General features: G+C 44.6%; 13 protein-coding genes. 11 read left to right on the top strand and 2 right to left on the bottom strand.

Going from position 1 to position 19,723, the window contains the following annotated elements; all coding sequences use genetic code 11:
* Positions 1 to 43: 43 nt before the first annotated feature.
* Positions 44 to 1,234 carry a tyrosine--tRNA ligase gene (gene tyrS / locus FKN88_RS13980; protein ID WP_004394176.1) on the bottom strand — a complete coding sequence of 397 codons (1,191 nt, stop codon included), beginning with the start codon at positions 1,232 to 1,234 and terminating at the stop codon, positions 44 to 46.
* 130 nt (positions 1,235 to 1,364) lie between these two features.
* Here tyrS and FKN88_RS13975 point away from each other — a divergent pair, with 130 nt between their 5' ends.
* Positions 1,365 to 2,657 (top strand): peptidoglycan DD-metalloendopeptidase family protein, encoded by a 1,293-nt coding sequence (locus FKN88_RS13975; RefSeq protein ID WP_306687560.1) that lies wholly within the window; start codon positions 1,365 to 1,367, stop codon positions 2,655 to 2,657.
* A 71-nt stretch (positions 2,658 to 2,728) separates the two neighbouring features.
* Here FKN88_RS13975 and erpA read toward each other — a convergent pair whose 3' ends face one another.
* Positions 2,729 to 3,070, bottom strand: coding sequence for an iron-sulfur cluster insertion protein ErpA (erpA, locus tag FKN88_RS13970; RefSeq protein ID WP_004394178.1), 342 nt, complete (start codon positions 3,068 to 3,070; stop codon positions 2,729 to 2,731).
* A gap of 588 nt (positions 3,071 to 3,658) precedes the next feature.
* Here erpA and hemL point away from each other — a divergent pair.
* The 10 genes from hemL (at position 3,659) to FKN88_RS13920 (ending at position 19,709) form a co-directional block, all read left to right on the top strand.
* Positions 3,659 to 4,951 carry a glutamate-1-semialdehyde 2,1-aminomutase gene (hemL, locus tag FKN88_RS13965; protein WP_154170226.1) on the top strand — a complete coding sequence of 431 codons (1,293 nt, stop codon included), beginning with the start codon at positions 3,659 to 3,661 and terminating at the stop codon, positions 4,949 to 4,951.
* 441 nt (positions 4,952 to 5,392) lie between these two features.
* The gene (locus tag FKN88_RS13960) at positions 5,393 to 6,478 is read left to right on the top strand and encodes an AI-2E family transporter (RefSeq protein ID WP_306687559.1); all 1,086 of its coding nucleotides are present in this window, start codon (positions 5,393 to 5,395) and stop codon (positions 6,476 to 6,478) included.
* Positions 6,479 to 6,543: 65 nt separating this feature from the next.
* Complete coding sequence (gene rsmC, locus FKN88_RS13955) at positions 6,544 to 7,566, top strand: 16S rRNA (guanine(1207)-N(2))-methyltransferase RsmC (protein ID WP_306687558.1); 1,023 nt, start codon at positions 6,544 to 6,546, stop codon at positions 7,564 to 7,566.
* A 255-nt stretch (positions 7,567 to 7,821) separates the two neighbouring features.
* Positions 7,822 to 11,160 (top strand): response regulator, encoded by a 3,339-nt coding sequence (locus FKN88_RS13950; protein ID WP_158139064.1) that lies wholly within the window; start codon positions 7,822 to 7,824, stop codon positions 11,158 to 11,160.
* Positions 11,161 to 11,908: 748 nt separating this feature from the next.
* Entirely contained in the window at positions 11,909 to 13,579 is a 1,671-nt protein-coding gene (locus FKN88_RS13945) for an ABC transporter substrate-binding protein (RefSeq protein WP_004394189.1), read from the top strand.
* Between the two features lie 220 nt (positions 13,580 to 13,799).
* Complete coding sequence (locus tag FKN88_RS13940) at positions 13,800 to 14,786, top strand: ABC transporter permease (RefSeq protein ID WP_004394190.1); 987 nt, start codon at positions 13,800 to 13,802, stop codon at positions 14,784 to 14,786.
* A 2-nt stretch (positions 14,787 to 14,788) separates the two neighbouring features.
* Positions 14,789 to 15,814 (top strand): ABC transporter permease, encoded by a 1,026-nt coding sequence (locus FKN88_RS13935; RefSeq protein ID WP_187985220.1) that lies wholly within the window; start codon positions 14,789 to 14,791, stop codon positions 15,812 to 15,814.
* Positions 15,815 to 15,816: 2 nt separating this feature from the next.
* Positions 15,817 to 16,800: an ABC transporter ATP-binding protein gene (locus FKN88_RS13930; RefSeq protein ID WP_004394193.1), complete on the top strand. Its 984-nt coding sequence runs from the start codon at positions 15,817 to 15,819 to the stop codon at positions 16,798 to 16,800.
* Between the two features lie 40 nt (positions 16,801 to 16,840).
* On the top strand, positions 16,841 to 17,836 hold the full coding sequence (locus FKN88_RS13925; protein WP_004394196.1) for an ABC transporter ATP-binding protein: 996 nt from the start codon (positions 16,841 to 16,843) through the stop codon (positions 17,834 to 17,836).
* A gap of 154 nt (positions 17,837 to 17,990) precedes the next feature.
* Positions 17,991 to 19,709, top strand: coding sequence for a glycoside hydrolase family 9 protein (locus tag FKN88_RS13920; protein WP_306687557.1), 1,719 nt, complete (start codon positions 17,991 to 17,993; stop codon positions 19,707 to 19,709).
* The last annotated feature ends 14 nt before the right edge of the window (positions 19,710 to 19,723 follow it).

The following is a 19,723-nucleotide window of genomic DNA, read 5'->3' as shown; positions in this document are numbered from 1 at the left end:
TGAGGATAACTCATGCTTTGGCAACATCAAAGCTTGTCAAAAATCATGACTCAATGGTTACTCGCGCGAACTTACGTTTACCAACTTGATAGACATAAGTTCCGACCGCTGGAATGCACTTCGCATCATCGAGCTTTTCACCGTCTTGCTTAGCCGCGCCTTGTTTCACCATACGCATCGCATCCGAAGTTGAGCCCACCAGCCCAGCCTCTTTGAGTAAGTTAGCAATCGCGATTCCTTGAGCAAAGGTAAACTCTGGCATTTCATCAGGTAGAGCACCTTTTTGAAAACGATTAATGAATTCTTGTTCTGCCGCATCAGCGTCCGCTTGTGAATGGAAACGAGCGATGATCTCTTTAGCCAGTAGAATTTTAACGTCTCTTGGGTTAGCACCGTTTGCCACATCGGCTTTAAATTGCTCGACTTCCGCTAAAGGACGGAAAGACAACAATTCATAATAACTCCACATCAAATCGTCAGAGATTGACATGATCTTACCAAACATTTCGCTTGGCGCTTCGCTTACCCCAATATAGTTGTGCGCGGACTTAGACATTTTCTTTTCGCCATCTAAGCCAACCAGTAGTGGCATCATCAATACTACTTGAGGCTTCTGACCATGTGATTTTTGCAGCTCTCGTCCCATCAGCAAATTAAACTTCTGATCCGTGCCCCCTAATTCAACATCGGTTTCCATCGCAACGGAATCATAACCTTGCAGTAAAGGGTACATAAACTCATGAATGGCAATCGGTTGACCGCCTGTGTAGCGCTTTTTAAAATCATCCCGTTCCAACATTCGCGCTACAGTTTGGTTAGCGGCAAGTCGGATCATCCCTTCAGCACCGAGCTCAGACAGCCATTCAGAGTTAAACTGAATTTTCGTTTTTGCCGGATCAAGGATCTTAAACACTTGCTGCTTATAAGTCTCCGCGTTACGTAGAACATCTTCGCGCGTCAACGGCGGACGAGTGGTATTTTTACCGGTTGGGTCACCGACCATTCCCGTAAAGTCACCAATCAAGAAAGTAACATCATGGCCTAAATCTTGGAAAGTGCGCAGCTTGTTTAAGATCACCGTATGACCTAAATGAATATCTGGTGCTGTTGGATCTGCCCCAAGCTTAATCCGCAAAGGACGACCTTCTTTCAGTTTTGCGATTAATTCCTCTTCTGGAATTAACTCTTCAACACCACGCTTAATCTCAGCTAACGCCGCTTCAATACTCGCCATTCTTGTTCACTCCCACAGATTTGGCAAAAATTTAATAGTTTGACATCTTACTTGAATAGCGATGCCTTTTGAAACCAGTTAGACTAACCAAATAACGATTTTATTCACGAATGATTGAACGAACACGAGTATGCTAGCGATTTTTGCTCGTCTTCCCTGGGTGCATCAGGCATGTATTGCCTTTTTTAGTGCGGTGATTGTTATCGCGTTATTTTTCCTCCCGGATCAGGAAGCATTAAGAAACCACCCAGAGCGACTCCAAATTGGTCGTCACTATCCTTTGACTATTGACCGGGAAGCATTAGCTCCAGGTAGTACGGTATTGCCTTCCGCTTTACTCCGCTGGGAAACGCATAAAGTGAATTCGGGAGAAAGTGCAGCACTTCTTTTTCAACGTCTTGGCCTCTCCGCTCGCTTATTGCATGAATTAACGTCCAGTGATCCACAAATCAACCAGCAATTGAGTCGTTTACGTCCCGGTGATGAGTTGCAATTTGGGTTTGATGACAATAACCAATTGATTCAACTTAAACGGCGTATTACGCCTTATGAAACTTTTGATATCACGCGCACCGATTCTGGTTTTTCTGCTCGGTTTGATAAGAAAGAGGTTTTTTATCAATACAATTACGCTCAAGCGGAAATCACCTCAAACTTTTGGAATGCGGCAAGAGGAGCGGGCTTAACAGCTAACCAAATTATGGAATTAGCGGGCATTTTGGGTTGGGATATCGATTTTGCGTTAGATATTCGCTCAGGAGATCATTTTCGCTTACTGTTTGAAGAGAAAATAGTCGAAGGTGAAGTCGTGGGGCGAGGGCGAATCATCGCCACTCAATTTACTAACCAAGGCACAACCTTTACGGCCATTTTGGATGATCATACTGGGCAGTATTACGATGAAACTGGCCGAGCAATGAAAAAAGCGTTTCTACGTGCACCGCTGGATTTTCGGCGCGTATCATCAAACTTCAACCCTCGCCGCCTTCATCCAGTTACAGGCCAACTAAGGGCACATCGAGGTACAGACTACGTTGCGCCTGTAGGCACCCCAATTTGGGCCGCTGGTGACGGCGTGGTTGAACGCTCTAGCTATAACCAATTTAATGGTCATTATGTCTTTATTCGCCACAGTAATACCTATTTAACCAAATACCTCCACCTAACTCGACGCACAGTGAAGACCGGAGAGCGGGTTCGGCAAGGTCAAGTGATTGGTACATTAGGTGGAACCGGACGAGTCACAGGCCCTCATTTACACTACGAATTTCTGGTTAATGGCGTTCATAAAGATCCACGCACCGTCGATCTTCCTCAATCAAAATCCTTGACCGGACAAGCAAAAGCAACATTTTTAGCTAATGCTAAAATTCGCCTTGATACCTTATCGCGTTATGGGCAATTACTCTACGCAACTCCTTAACCCTACAAAAAAGCCCTTATTGATATCATAAGGGCTTTTTAATCTGGATGGTTCTCTAACACAGATAGATTTTAAACGCTAAATGACGCCCCACAACCACAGGTCGTTGTCGCATTAGGGTTATTAATGAAAAAGCGCGAGCCGTCTAACCCATCGGTATAATCCACCACACCGCCAATCAAATACTGTAAACTCATTGGGTCAACCACTAAAGTAACGCCACTATTTTCGATGGTGGTATCCCCCTCGTTAACACTTTCGTCAAACGTAAAACCATATTGAAAACCGCTACAGCCGCCACCAGTAATATAAACACGCAATTTCAACTGGGGATTTTCTTCTTCTTCAATTAATGTGCGTACTCGCGTTGCAGCGGCATCAGAAAAAGTTAAGGGTACATTGACTTCGCTCACGACGACCTCTCTCATTGGTGTCAATACTCATTACTTGTTGATGAGCATGTTTATTTTTTCTAATCTGATGATTATCTAATACCTGACTGTTTCGTTCAAGTATTAGCCGAACAATCTCACCACTCCAGTCATTCCTCTTCCACCAAATCGTAGGCATTCAGGGAAAAAACGATAAGCATCTATCGCCGTGCAAGAGTAATGATTTTTATCAGCAATGCCACCATTTTGCACTGAGTAGACCGATAAATGTTATAAATTGAGGGAAAAGATTTCGTCTCATCACTGAGCAGCGTACAATGCTCCACGCAATGAATCTTAGGGTAGATTAATCTTTCAACGTCAACGTTTATTCGATAGAGCGATCAAAAAACGAAGCGTTGCCGCTGGATGATAAGCCGTTTTATTCCCATGAATATAGCGAGATTGAGCGACACAAATACCGCCAACGCAGCCATAGTTTGCCGTGGGCAAAGTATAAACTGGCTGATATCGCGACGAGAGGATTACGCTTTATCATCGCTTTTAGGGTAAACATATCCTCAGCGACAAAGGTCTACATGCCCTAACCAATATTAAGAGGAATTCTCAATGACCAAATCAGAAGATCTGTATCAAAAGGCGCAAATCAAAATCCCAGGCGGCGTTAATTCTCCGGTGCGCGCTTTTAGCGGTGTAGGTGGCTCACCCATTTTTATCGACCGTGCTGATGGCGCACTGATTTTTGATGCCGATGGTAAAGCCTACATTGATTATGTTGGCTCATGGGGCCCAATGATCCTTGGTCATAATCATACCGTGATCCGCGATGCCGTGATCCATGCCGCTCAGCGAGGTCTCAGCTTTGGCGCGCCGACGGAAATGGAAATCACTATGGCAGAATTGGTCTCTGAACTGGTCCCTTCCATGGAACAGTTGCGCATGGTCAGTTCTGGCACAGAAGCAACCATGAGTGCCATTCGTTTAGCTCGCGGTTATACCGGACGGGATAAAATCCTAAAGTTCGAAGGCTGTTACCACGGCCATGCCGATAGCCTATTAGTCAAAGCCGGTTCAGGAGCCTTAACCCTCGGCCAACCGAGCTCACCAGGCGTTCCCGCTGATTTCGCTAAACACACACTCACTGCCCGCTTTAATGATTTACAATCCGTACGTGAGCTGTTCGCGGCGCATCCTGGTGAAATTGCCTGTATTATCGTTGAGCCAGTCGCGGGGAATATGAACTGCATTCCTCCAGTAGCTGGCTTCCATGAAGGTTTACGTGAAATCTGTGATCAAGAAGGCGCGTTATTGATTTTTGATGAAGTAATGACTGGCTTTCGCGTTGCCCTTGGAGGAGCACAAGCTCACTACAATATCCACCCCGACTTAACCACTTTAGGTAAAGTGATTGGCGGAGGAATGCCTGTGGGAGCTTTTGGTGGTCGTAAAGAAATCATGCAATACATTGCTCCAACAGGCCCCGTCTATCAAGCAGGTACGCTTTCAGGCAATCCGATTGCCATGGCAGCGGGTTACGCTTGTCTGTCGCTATTAAGACAAGAAGGTAATGAGAAAAATTTAGCCGCTAAAACCAAACAACTGGCCGATGGCTTTAAACAGCTCGCTGATAAGCACGCTATTCCATTGGTCGTTAATCAGGTCGGTGGCATGTTCGGCTTCTTCTTTACCGACCAACCCAGCGTAACCTGCTACGAAGAGGTAGCAAAATGCGATATTGAACGTTTCAAACGCTTCTTCCACTTAATGTTAGGATACGGTGTTTATCTTGCGCCATCAGCATTTGAAGCTTGCTTTACCTCTTTAGCCCACGGTAGCCGAGAAATAGAAGCTACTTTAGAAGCCGCTGACCGCAGCTTCGCTCAGTTAGCTCAAGAAGGGTAATTAACATATATCGGATTTAACTTATTGAACTGAGGGGTATTGATTTTTCGCCATGCCATTGATTGCGAATATTCAACACCCCTACTATGTAGGCAGAAAATCCACAACGTCTACTGCCGTTAGTGCCAAAAAAACATCACTAATATGGCAAGTGAAGCAAGCAAAATCATCGTCCAAGGTATACGTTGAACCAATGAGGTTTTCGTCGCGCAGCAAGATTTCTTTTCACAACAACCCATTTTTATCTCTCCCATTGCCCAAATACGCAATTCAAGCCATTATAGACAGTGTCACAACGAAATCGAAACTAACTCTATGTCATTTATCTGTTTATGACGATGGTGTTAGTAAATAGATAATGGTTCTAATGATTCTGTCCATCGCTCACTGATATCCGACATCCTGACATAGAAAATCAACCAGTAGAAAGGGGCCACTAGCGTGTCCGATAAAACTAGACTTACCGTCAACCATTGGGTCTTGATTGGCGTATTATGCATCGCCGTATTCAGCTGTTATCAACTGATTGAACCTTATAGTAATGCGATCATGATGGCATTTATTCTATCGCTATTGATTTTCCCGATTCATCAACGCTTAGAATATCGTCTAGCTCAGAAAAAAAATCTTACTGCCCTACTCTCGTGTATTATTTTGACGTTTATTATTGTGATACCGTCGATATTGGTTTTTTCAGCCATCGTCCAACAAGGTGCTCGCTTTGCACAAACGCTCTATCACTGGGGGAATGAAGGTGGCATTCAAACGGCGCTTAGTCACCCTTTGATCATTAAAACACTTACGTTTACCAACCAATATCTCCCCTTTCATGAAGTAACACCTCAGCAAATCGCCCAAAAAACCGCTCAATTCGCCACCTCTTTCGGCAGCAGTCTGGTGACCATTAGCGCCAAAATCGTTGGTGACGTCACGCATTTAGTCATGAACTTTTTCTTAATGCTGTTTGTGCTGTTTTTCCTGCTCCGCGATCACGATAAGATCATTAATGTACTGCGACACATCTTGCCGTTATCCCGTAGCCAAGAAGACAAATTACTGCATGAAATCCAGCAGGTATCGAAATCCGCTATCATGGGGTCATTTCTTACTGCCATAGCCCAAGGCGTAGCGGGTGGATTTGCGATGTGGATCGTCGGCTTACCCGGACTGTTTTGGGGGACCATGATGGGCTTCGCCTCTTTTATTCCTTTAATTGGCACCGCCTTAATTTGGATCCCAGCTACCCTCTATTTGTTTATTATTGGTGACACCGCTTGGGCATTGTTCTTATTAATCTGGAGTATTGCCATTGTTGGTTCGATTGATAACTTATTGCGTCCCCTGCTGATGCAAGGCAGCGCAGGCATGAATACCTTAATGATCTTCTTCTCACTATTGGGAGGGATCCAGCTCTTTGGTTTGATAGGACTTATCTACGGACCACTGATTTTTGCGATTACTATTGTCCTGTTTAACCTCTATGAAGAAGAATTTGCGAGCTTTTTAAATCAAAAAGACCGCCACTAAAGCGCTTCAAGCCAAGCGCTGATTATGCGAAAATTGCGCTCTTTGCCGTTCACCACGAGTTTTTTATGTCACATTACACAGCCCCAAGTCAGATCACGCAGCGTCAATTCGCTTATTTCGCAGGCAAAAAAGTCTTGGTTGCCGGGGAGGTGGAAGATAGCTTTCCCATCGAGTTAAGCAAACACTGCGACGCAGTGACCGTTTTTACTACCCACTATGGCTATTATCGTCAATTACAGACCTCTTCTGCCGTGAAAAGTTATTTTGGCGCAGAGTTGACTGCCGACATTACGGCTGACTTGTTGCTGATTTATTGGCCAAAAGCAAAACTGGAAGCGCAATTTTTACTCGCCATGTTGTTGGCTAAACTGCCTGCACAGTGTGAAGTCATCGTCGTGGGAGAAAACCGCTCAGGAATAAAAGCCGTCGAAAAACTGTTTGCCCCTTATGGCACGATAAAAAAATACGATTCTGCTCGTCGTTGCTCATTCTATTGGGGACAATGTACACAACCTGTTGCTGCTTTTGATTTAGAAGATTGGTTTAAATCTTATACCGTTCATTACCAGCAACACACACTGACTATCCGCAGCCTACCAGGCGTATTTAGCCACGGTGAATTCGATTTAGGCAGTCAACTTCTGCTTGATAGCTTGCCCTCCCTGCAAGGCAAAGTACTTGATTTTGGTTGCGGTGCTGGCGTTTTGGGCTGTGTGATGAGTATACTTAATCCAGAGATTCAACTCGAAATGTGTGATATCAGCGCCCTCGCAATTCACTCCAGCCAAGCGACATTAGCGGCGAATGGCCTAACGGGACGAGTCTTTGCTTCCGATGTTTATTCAGATACTGGCCAAGATTATCAATCGATTGTCACTAATCCACCCTTTCATTCAGGGCTAGACACCAGCTATCGAGCTACGGAAACCTTATTACAGCAAGCCCCCAATCATTTGACCGCGTCTGGTCAACTGTTTGTCGTTGCTAATAATTTCCTCAAATACCCACCATTAATAGAACAAGCATTCGGTAATTGTGTGACGCTAAATAAGACGGGTAAATTCTCAATTTATCACGCCCAAAAATAAGCTTACCGTCCGTAAATTGCCGTTTTTAACGACAATTTACGGAAGTAACATCAAAAAATTGCGCCCACCGACACGGTTTACTGTCAACTTACTTGTCAAAGTAAAAAAACACGTTAATTTCGTTATTTCATACACGTCACTTTATTCAATTTTCTCACTAAGGCTTTGTTGACTGTGAGCACTATGACAAATAACCCTTTGTTTAGATTTAAGTTTCATCGACAACATAAATTTAAACGTCTACAAAACACTCTGATGTTAGCGTTTCTGGCAGTCAGCCTCACTCCGCTAACGGTAACAGCCTTGTTCTTTCTTCATTCACACAGTAAAGACTTACAAGAACAAAGTACCTCACATCTCATTTCTGTACGAGATACCAAGCAGCAACAAATTATCGATTATCTCAGCGCCAAAGAGTCTGAAGTGATGGGATTTGTTCGTTCAGAACTTGCCTATGCCAGCGGTGGACGTTTTTACGGTTTGGTTAATGCCTTTCAACGATTAGGGGAAAATATTGAGCAAGCGCGTCTGCACGCTCAACAACGCTATATCCCCGGTTCTGGCGATCAAATCAGAACCTCTATTTTACCTAAATCAAGTAGTTACGCAGGTAGTGAACGTTATCGTCTACTGCACAAACGTTACCATGCAAGTTATCTAGAGCTACTGAAACGGTCTGACTTTGACGATATTCTGATCGTCGATCTACAGGGTAATGTGGTCTATTCAATTTTCAAGCATGCGTATTATGGCACGAATCTACTCAGCGATAATCCGCAGAACTCACCTCTCGGACGAACCTTCCAACAACTGGAACAGCAAGTGACTGAGCAACGTAAGGTCAATGAAGACTATACCCCTGTCATTGTGTCTGATTTTGCTGAATACAATGGACGCCAATATGCTTGGATGGGCGCCCCAATTATTCAACAAGGCTATCTTCACAGTTATGCCATGTTCCGTCTGCCGAATAATGGCATCACCAAATTAATTGCCGATCATAATCAAGACTCAGCCAAAAGGACGTTATTGGTTGGCCAAGATCACCGTTCTCGCACGCTGGCTTATCAACAAGCCGATGTGGATACCAGCAGTGAAGTGATTCAGTTGGCACTCAATGGCTCGCGCTCGGTCACAACCTATGAGAATACGCTCGGTGAAAAACAGATTGCCGCTTATGCGCCGATTCATTTGCAAAATCTCAATTGGGCTTTAGTTGTCGAACTCCCTGAAAAAGAAGCCTTTGCCCGAGTAAGACAACTGGAAAAATTATTTATTTTCGCGATGTTAACGGCGATCATCTTAGTAGTCATCGCTTCTCACTATCTCTCTAACTTTATTACTCTCCCTTTACTCAAACTCACTTGGGCAGCAGAACGCGTCTCCGCCGGTGATTTGGATCAACCGATCATTCATACTCAACGGCGTGATGAAATTGGCCGTTTGGCAGTTAGTTTTGAAAGAATGCAACGCTCGATCCGTGAAAAAATCCAACTGATCAAATCACAAAATATTGAGTTAGAAGATAATATCCAGCTGATTCGTAAACAAAATGATGAACTGCAATTAGCCAACAAACTTAAAGATGAGTTTTTAGCGACCACATCACATGAGCTACGTACTCCATTACACGGCATGATAGGCATTGCTGAAGCTTTGACTTCCGGTGCGAATGGGCCAATCAGCGCAGCCCACCGCTATCAACTCGACATTATTATCAGTAGCGGTCAACGTCTTGCCAATCTTGTTGATGATTTACTCGATTATCACAAGATGCGTTATGGTCATCTCGATATCGAAACTCAAGCCGTTAATCTCTCCAATGCGACCAGAATGGTACTTGAGCTGTCTCACCATTTACTGGGAAAAAAAACGCTACGAATTATTAACCAAATTGCCGATCAGCCATTATGGGTATCGGCTGATGCTCAGCGACTTGAACAGGTACTGTATAACCTGATTGGTAATGCGATTAAATATACCTCTGAAGGAAAAATTGTTATTTCAGCTACCCCAATGGAGCATCAAGTTAGAGTCCAAGTGGTCGATACTGGACAAGGCATTCCTGCTGAGCAATTAGAACATATTTTTGAACCGCTCATTCAAGCCGGGCACGATAGCAGCCGTTATCGTCAAGGTGCTGGTTTAGGATTGACGATTAGCCGCCAATTAATTGAATTAATGCAAGGCTCCTTGTACGTCAGTAGCCAGCCGATGGTCGGCACCACCTTTAGTTTTACGCTGCCACTCGCGACTTCACAACAAATCGCTCAAGCGCAGCGCAGTCAAATTGCTCATTTTCAAGCACCGGAATTATCCTCGATTGACGATCTCACTCAACCGCAACAACCAGAAAACCCACAAGGTCCTCTACTGCTGATTGCCGATGATGAGCCGGTTAACCTGCGTGTATTAGACAGTTTTTTACGTCTAGAGGGCTATCGTGTCCGAACAGCACTTGATGGCCATGAGGTTATCGAAGCGATTGCCAAAGAGAAACCTGAACTGTTACTGCTCGATGTGATGATGCCCGGCATGAGTGGTTATCAGGTCTGTGAGCAATTAAGAGAGCAGTACGATCATGCGCAACTACCCATTATAATGCTAACCGCATTAACCCAAAGTGATGATCGGATCAGAGGCTTTGCCGCTGGCGCCAATGACTATTTATCAAAACCTTTTAATAAACAAGAACTCGCCGCTCGAATTAAAGCTCACTTAAGCGCCAGTAAAGCAGAGCAACGCCGTATTGAAAATGCTCAACTTCAAAAAGAGCTCAAACAACGAGCGATGGTCGAAGCCAGTTTACTCGAAACTCAAGGCCGACTATTAGAGCAACTGGATTCAGCGCCAGAAGCGATTTTGTGTTTACGAGAAGACAATAAAATCCGCTTTGCCAATGAGGCGGCCTGTAAGCTATTTAAACGCAGCCAAGATCAACTCAAACGCTCTAACGCCGAAGAGTTGATTGCCCCTAAATATTTACTGGTTGAGCAAGAGCATTATTGCGGGAACATCGATATTTATATCGATGATGTCAGACAACACCTCTCCGCTGATGTGCTTCGCTTACCGGAAGGAAGCAGTTTTAAAACGATGTACATTTTTAATGTCGGTGGAAATCTTAACGCCAATCGTATCCATCAACTGGAAACCGCCGTCGACGCGTTATCAAGCTATGCTTTTGCTGGTGATAAAGACAAACTTCAGCAGTTAAAAGAGCTAGGAGGTGAATTTACTCGCATCGCAGAAAAAGTGGCCGGAGAAACCCCATCAAAACAGGCGTTAATGCGCGCCGTGTTGGTTGATGCGATGACGAGCGCTCTCGACTACTGGGAAAAAGTCACAGGACAAAGTAAGTTTACTTTTGCTGAACAAAGTGGATTATGGCGCGTCTATTTAGATCGTAGTACTTTGCAAACTCGAACGTTGGATAAGTACTTACGTATTGAAACGCTACCCAAAACGCCTCGCTGGCGCACGGTGCTGAACTCTCTTGACTACATATTGGAACACTGTCAGGAGCAAGGCCCAGAGCGAACCTACATCGAAGTACAACGAGATAAATTACAGCAATTGTTAACGAGCGATTAAGCGCTACTGCACTGGCTAATATTTGATGTCTCAACAATCACGGCCCTTTATCAAACAAGCCTATTTAAATAGGCTTGTTTGAATTCTCAATCACTTATTGGTATCTACAGTATGATGACCGCAATCCCCCGACTAATGGCCACCAACTCAATCATCATCAAGCTAACGTTCGTTGATTTTCTTATCAAAACAACCCTCTGATTTATCTCTCTATACCTATAATTTTGCCGTTAAATAGGCAACCAATTCAGTGTTGCACCTTGTTTAACTGGCTAATAAGTCAAGTTTGCGAAGATAATCACAACAATTTGCCAGATTTAATTTATGAAGTGAAATTTCTATTTTTAACACCAGTGAGCAAGGTCTCAGTAAATAAAAAAACCAGATGATGCTATATATATAAAGGCAATGAAAGATAGTAACCACTTACAAATTGGCGGCATGATTGACTCATTTGCGAAGTGAATCACTGTTTACTATTTCAACACTCATGAGGCAATTAGATTCATTTTAACAAAACTGACGTCAAGTAAGAGTATTTTGACGTTTTTAACGGGAATTAGAATTGATAATTTTCCTTGTAAGGTGTTTCCTTACCTCTGTCAACGACCTACAGGCCACTCATGCCATTGAGCTTTGACTTAATGAACATCATGAGGTGGGTCATTGCCGAGTGTTAATCCGATGATGACATTCAAACCCTATTCATATCCGTATGTGAAATGAAAGCAAATAGTAAGGAACAGCTATGCTTGCCAATATAAAAAAAACTGCCCTAGCCGCTGCCGTAATTACTGCAGCCGCAACCGTGTCAACTCCAGCGTTTGCACGCAGTGAGTTGACCATCGTACCCGATTTTTACCCAACCATGGTGCGCAACTTTAACCCTTACCTTGCCACGAATTTAAGAACAACCACTGACTTCATTTATGAACCATTGGTCATTTTTAATGAAATGCACGGTAATACTCCCGTTATGCGTTTAGCCGAAAACTTCTCCATGTCTGACGATTTAATGAGTGTCACTTTCGATATTCGTAAAGGCGTCAAATGGTCAGATGGTAAGGGCTTTAGCGCGAACGACGTCATCTTCTCATTCAATCTAGTGAAAGAAAAACCTGAACTAGATCAACGCGGTATCAATAAGTGGGTCACCAGCGTTGAGAAGATTAATGACTACAAAGTGCGTTTTCGTTTGAGTGAAGCTAACTCCAACGTTCCTTATGAAATTGCTCAAGTACCGATTGTTGCTCAACATATCTGGAAAGATGTCAAAGAGCCAACGACATTCACTAACCAAAACCCGGTTGGTACTGGTCCATTTACCGAAATTGATACCTTTACTCCACAACTTTACATCCAGTGCCGCAACCCGAATTACTGGGACGCAGCAAGCTTAAAAGTCGATTGTTTACGCGTGCCACAAATTGCCAATAACGACCAATTATTGGGACAAATTATTAACTCTGAGCTTGACTGGACATCCTCATTTGTTCCCGATATCGATCGTACTTACGCGGCGGCCAATCCAAATCACCACTACTGGTATCCAGCGGCAGGAACACAAGCGTTTATGATTAACTTCAAAAACGCCGATCCTGCGAAAAAAGAAGCACTGACTAACGTTGATTTCCGTCGCGCCTTCTCAATGGCACTGGATCGTCAAACCATCATTGATATCGCCTTCTATGGTGGTGGTACGGTCAATGATTTTGCTTCTGGTCTTGGCTACGCGTTTGAAGCATGGTCAGATAAAGCGGTACACGATAAGTATAAAGGCTTCAATACCTACAATGTCGAAGGTGCCAAAGCGCTACTCGCCAAAGCTGGCTTTAAAGATATTAATGGTAATGGTTTTGTCGAAACACCATCAGGTAAAACCTTTGAGTTGTTAATTCAATCGCCTAATGGCTGGACCGATTTTAATAACACCGTTCAGCTAGCCGTTGAACAGTTACAAGAAGTGGGCATTAGAGCTCGAGCACGTACGCCTGAGTTTGCAGTTTATAACCAAGCCATGCTCGAAGGTAACTACGATGTCGCTTATACCAACTACTTCCATGGTGCCGATCCTTACACTTATTGGAATAGTGGTTATAACTCAGCGCTACAGTCTGGTGATGGAATGCCGCGTTTTGCTATGCATTTCTTCAAAAATGAAGAGCTTGACCGTCTTCTAAACAGCTTCTACAAAACCGCAGACCGTAATGAACAGCTAGCTATTGCTCACAAGATCCAAAAGATCATCGCTGAAAATCAAGTCACCGCTCCTGTTTTGTCTGGTGCTTGGATGTACCAATATAACACCACGCGCTTTACTGGCTGGTGGAACGAAGAAAATCCAAAAGGCCGTCCAAGTATTTGGGCTGGTATCCCAGAGCGTTTACTACATGTACTGGATTTAAAACCCGTTAAGTAAACGTTGATTGCTGCGGCGCATTCGTTGCGCCGCTCTTGAAAATCCCCTCTCTTATTAATGATAAGTATGGCGCGTGTCGTCAGGGGATTTCTCGCTCTCAACTTTCTGTGAGCGACCTGAATAATATAACCAAACGGCTTGGAGTTGCAGCTAGCCAACATTACCGCAACTTCAAATAGCACGGGGTTATCAGGATGACTGGGTGAGTAAGGGGTAAGTTATGGGATATTTTTTAAGACGTTTGTCATTTTATTTTGCGGCGTTGCTGGTTGCAGCAACCCTCAATTTTATTATACCGCGAGCCATGCCCGGAGATCCGGTGACCATGATGTTCGCACACGCAACCGCACAAGTAACACCAGAACGAATTGAAGCCATGAGACAACTGCTTGGCTTTGTTGATGGACCGATTTGGGTTCAATATTTTACTTATATGAAAAGCATCCTCAGTTGGGAACTCGGGACATCGATCAAATTCTATCCATTAAGTGTTAATGAGCTTTTAGCGGGTGCTTTTGGTTGGTCACTATTCCTTGCTGGCACAGCGGTGATTATTTCATTTTCGATTGGCTCTATCCTCGGCATCTTTGCTGCTTGGAAACGAGGCAGTTACTACGACTCTTTTGTGACCCCTGGGATGCTGGTGATTCAAGCGGTTCCCCAAGTGGTTATTGCCATGCTCGCCATGTACACCTTTGCTATCGGCTTAAGATGGTTTCCAACTGGTTACGCTTACACACCAGGTACCATTCCAGATTGGACAAGCTGGGCCTTTATTAAAAACGTAGGATTTCACGCTGTACTGCCTTTGCTTTGTGCCTCAATCGTGCAAATAGGTGGCTTCTTAGTCAACATGCGCAACAACATGATTAACTTGTTGGCTGAAGATTACATCACGATGGCGAAAGGCAAAGGACTCAGTGAAAACCGAGTCGTTTTTAACTACGCCGCTCGTAATGCACTATTACCCAGCGTCACCGCTCTTTCAATGTCACTCGGCATGGCGATAGGTGGTCAATTAATTATTGAGATTATCTTCAACTACCCCGGCCTTGGTACGGTTTTGTTCAACGCGATCACCGCGCGAGATTACCAAGTTTTGCAAGGCCAATTGATCATCATGACGCTCTTTATGCTGTTCTTTAACTTACTCGCCGACATGCTTTATGTTGTGCTCGACCCGCGTTTACGCCGGGGAGGTAAATAATTATGCAAGCACTCGTGAAACTTCTTCGTGGTAATAGAATGGCAATGATCGGGGTGATCATTCTTAGCCTCTTCCTGCTAATGGCCATTTTTGCACCATTAATTACCCAACATGCGCCAGATAAACGGACAGGAAATCCACATGAATACCCAAGCTTTATCGTCAAAGCCGCAAAAGCTAATCCAGACGGTTGGATAGCGACTAATCTGGGTAACGATCGTCGAACTTTGGCAATGTCCAAAAAAGAGAACCATGTGCTCGGCACTACCCGTATGGGACGAGATGTGTGGGCGCAAGTGGCCTATGGAGCAAGAGTATCACTGGCGGTCGGTTTTGGTGCTGGGATCACCGTATGCTTTTTAGCGACTATTATTGGCGTCTCTGCGGGTTACTTTGGTGGAAAAATCGATGATTTTCTCACTGCAGCGATGAACATCATGCTGGTTATCCCCCAATACCCCTTGCTGTTTGTTGTTGCCGCCTTCATTGGTCAGGCAGGCCCACTCACCATAGCGCTGATTATCGGTTGTACCTCCTGGGCTTGGGGCGCTCGAGTCGTGCGAGCACAAACCATGGCACTGCGTGAAAAAGAGTTTGTTAAAGCTGCAGAAGTGCTTGGTGAGTCTTCTTGGCGGATCATTTTCGTCGAAATTCTTCCTAACCTGATTTCGATTGTTGGGGCAAGTTTTATCGGCTCGGTGATGTACGCGATTATGATGGAAGCCACCATCTCCTTTCTCGGTTTAGGCGATCCAAACACCATCAGTTGGGGCATCATGCTCTATAACGTACAAACCTCCTCCTCGATGTTAATTGGCGCGTGGTGGGAACTGTTAGCTCCTTGCCTTTCTTTAACCTTATTGGTGACTGGCTTAGCGTTGCTTAACTTTGCGGTTGATGAGATAGCTAACCCACAATTGCGTTCTCACAAAGGCATGAAACGTTGGAAGAAGCTTGCCAAGCAAGAACAGAAAGAGCGTAAACCAGCCATGCAACCTCAACAAGCCATTTGGAGCGGAGACAAATAATCATGACCCAACCTATTATCTCAATCCGCAACCTCTGTGTTGATTATATTACCGATGCTGGCGATGTTCGCGCTTGTAATAATGTCAGCTTTGATATTGCGCCAAAAGAAATCTTTGGCCTCGCTGGCGAATCTGGTTGTGGTAAATCGACCGTCGCTTTCTCGTTAATGCGTTTACATAAGCCGCCCGCATTTATTACTGGGGGAGAAGTCATCTTCAACGGCGAAAATATTTTGCAATACAGTGAAGAACGTATGCAGTCCTTTCGCTGGAGCCAAATGTCGATGGTCTTCCAAAGTGCCATGAATGCACTTAACCCTGTATTGACCATGGAAGAGCAATTTTGTGACGTGATCATGCGTCATACCAATATGAGCCGCTCACAAGCGAAACGGCGTGCTGAAGGCTTATTAGAGATTGTCGATATTCATCCTAGCCGTCTCAATGACTATCCGCATCAATTCTCCGGAGGGATGCGTCAACGGCTAGTGATTGCGATTGCTTTAGCCCTTAATCCGAAAATGATCATTATGGATGAACCCACTACTGCATTGGATGTGGTCGTCCAACGAGAGATCTTGCAAAAGATCTATGCGTTAAAAGAGGAATTTGGCTTTGCCATTTTGTTCATCACTCACGATCTGTCTTTGATGGTCGAATTCTCAGACCGGATTGGGATTATGTACTCAGGTGAACTGATTGAGGTAGCTCCTTCTAAACAAATTTTAGAGACCCCTTATCACCCTTATACCAAAGGGCTAGGCAGCTCGTTCCCACCTTTAACCGGACCGAAAAATAAACTCACAGGAATCCCTGGCAATCCACTGAACTTATTGGAAATTCCCCATGGTTGCCGTTTTCAAGCTCGCTGCGATCGCGTTCATGAAGCCTGCAGCAAAGTGCCCACTGAGTTGCGTCTAATTGAACAAGGACGCTTCTCGAATTGCCATCTCTATGGTGAGCCGATTGCTCAGCGAAAAGCATGAGTATTGAGGTAGGCAAACAACTGAATTTCTGGAGATAACAATGAGTAATGTATTAGGCCAACTGTTGGTGGAAGGTAAGAATCTCGTCAAGGATTTTCCACTAAATAGCAATAGTCTTAAACAACCGATGATGCGCGCTATCAATGACGTATCATTTAAAATGTACAAAAGTCGTGGCTTATCAGTCGTGGGAGAATCTGGTTCAGGGAAATCAACCACGGCCAAAATGATCGCCAAGATGTATGCCCCCAGTTCAGGAACGATTGAATACAAAGGCAGAGATATTCTTAACATTAAATCACGTTCAGATTTAATGCACTACCGTGAGGGTGTGCAGATGGTATGGCAAGATCCCTTTGGATCGCTCAATCCAACCCATACCATTTTTCATCACATCGCTCGTCCGCTACTGATCCATAAAAAAGTCACACCGGGGAATAAAAAAGAGCTGCAAGAGCGAGTGTATGATTTGCTTGAGCAGGTTGGTTTGATTCCGCCGAAAGAGACCGCTGAAAAATACCCTCATCAGCTCTCTGGTGGACAGCGACAACGCATCAACTTAGCTCGTAATATCGCCGTTGGCGCAGAAGTGGTACTCGCTGATGAACCAACCTCGATGCTCGATGTGTCGATTCGTGCTGGGGTCTTGAACTTAATGCAAGAGATGAAGTTTGAAAAACAGATGTCTCTACTCTACATCACCCATGATATCGCCACTGCCCGTTATATTGCCGAAGATCTCGCCGTGATGTATGTCGGTCATATGGTTGAATGGGGAGACACCGATGAGATCATTCACGATCCACAGCATCCTTATACCCAGTTGCTCGTCTCTGCGGTTCCCGATCCTAAAAAGTCGATTCATGAAAAGCTCAAAGGCAATAAAGGTGAAATTCCACTCTGGACACCCGACTCCGTTGGCTGCCCCTTTGCTGGGCGATGCCTGCACGCCAGCGAGCGCTGTCGAGAAAAACTGCCCGAGGTCACCCAGCTATCAGAAAACCATTTTGTGCGCTGTTATTTATTTGAACATTAATACTGGCCTTATCGTTGGCTCGCAACTTTGGGGTCACGATAAGGAAATGTCGAATCGCTATCTGCAAACAACTTGGAGCGTCAAATAGCAAGGAGATAAATAACTATTGAATCATCAACATAACAACGATTTTGCGTGATTAACGGAGAGAGGAATGCAATTACTCACTAACCACATTGGTTATGAAGCGTTGGGACCTAAACAGGCCGTATTATTGACCTATCAATCGGCTTTTTACGTTGAAGAAGCCCGCTTGGTATGTGCGAATACACATCAAACTATGGCTCGTATTGCGATTGAATTTGGTGGCCAAGTCGATGGTTGGCATCAGGGGCATTTTCATCGTCTCGATTTTTCGGCCATCACGCAAATTGGTCAATTCTATCTTTGTGTCGATAACGCACGCTCAGCCACTTTTACTATTCAATCTGGGCTACTGATGCAGCGTACCTTTTCGGATGTACTACATTATTTTAAATCACAACGCTGTGCTGGCGTATTCGATAGACAAGATAAGCAAGTACCACTGCTGGGCACTTCACTCACTGCCGATGTGCACGGCGGTTGGTACGATGCTTCTGGTGACGTCAGTAAATACTTCAGTCACCTTTCTTACGCTAACTATTTGAACCCACAACAAACACCTATGGTGGTATGGAATATGCTCAAAGGGTTAGCGCTTTTAAACCATCACTCGGGTTTTGCTGATTTCTCTCGCATTCGTCTCATGGAAGAGGCGTTGTTTGGTGCTGATTTTCTCGTTCGTATGCAAAACGCCGAGGGTTTTTTTTATGTCACAGTATTTGACAAGTGGAGTAAAGATCCCAAACAACGCGAAATTTGTAGCTATGCCACTCAACAAGGGCACAAATCAGAAGATTATCAAGCTGGCTTTCGTCAAGGTGCGGGAGTGGCGATTGCCGCGCTAGCGGCGGCTGCTCGCTTATCCGAGCACGGCGAGTTTACTCAGCAGCAATACCTAGAAGCAGCACAGCGAGGTTATCAACATTTGCTAACGGCCAATCTCGCTTATCTAGATGATCAGCAAGAAAATATCATTGATGAATATTGTGCCCTATTAGCCAGTTGTGAGCTCTATCAAAGCACTCAGCAAGCCGACTATTTACTCGAAGCTCGCCAATGGGCTCAGCGTTTATCTGCTCGACAAATGAGTGATGAACAGCATAACCATTTTTGGTCAGCCAATCAGGACGGTTCGCGCCCTTATTATCATGGGGTTGAAGCTGGTTTGCCTGTGATTGCACTGTGTGAATATCTGGCAATTGAGCCTGAACTGACCCAGCGCGAAGTTGTGCAGCAGGTGGTGACTCAAGCCTGTCAATTTGAACTGACCATTAGCTCGCAAGTACACAATCCTTTCGGTTACCCACGACAATACGTATGTGACACTAAAGGCCTAAAACGCAGCGCTTTTTTCATGGCTCACGACAACGAAACTGGTTACTGGTGGCAAGGGGAAAATGCTCGGCTCGCTTCATTAGCCAGTATGGCTTACTTAGTACAGCCTTATCTTACCGATAACCGCCTGAGTCAGTCATTACTTGCACTAGCCCACAATTCACTGAATTGGATTTTGGGGCTTAATCCTTATGACCTCTGCATGCTCGATGGTCACGGCCATCATAATCCCGATTATTTACCAGATTTGGGATTTTTTAATGCCAAAGGCGGGATCTGCAATGGGATTACCGCAGGATTTGATGATGAGCAAGATATCGCTTTTAACCCTGAACCACAAAAAGACGATTTGCTACAAAACTGGCGCTGGGCAGAGCAGTGGATGCCTCATGCCGCTTGGTATTTGTTAGCAATGACCACTCAGTTTGCTCACTTTACCTCCGTAGGAGAATAACCATGAGTCCGCAT

This window comes from Vibrio sp. 2017_1457_13 (assembly GCF_030851525.1).
GTDB classification, from domain to species: domain Bacteria; phylum Pseudomonadota; class Gammaproteobacteria; order Enterobacterales; family Vibrionaceae; genus Vibrio; species Vibrio metschnikovii.
Note: the sequence above shows the minus strand (reverse complement) of the source record. Positions and strands in the feature narration are given on the sequence as shown.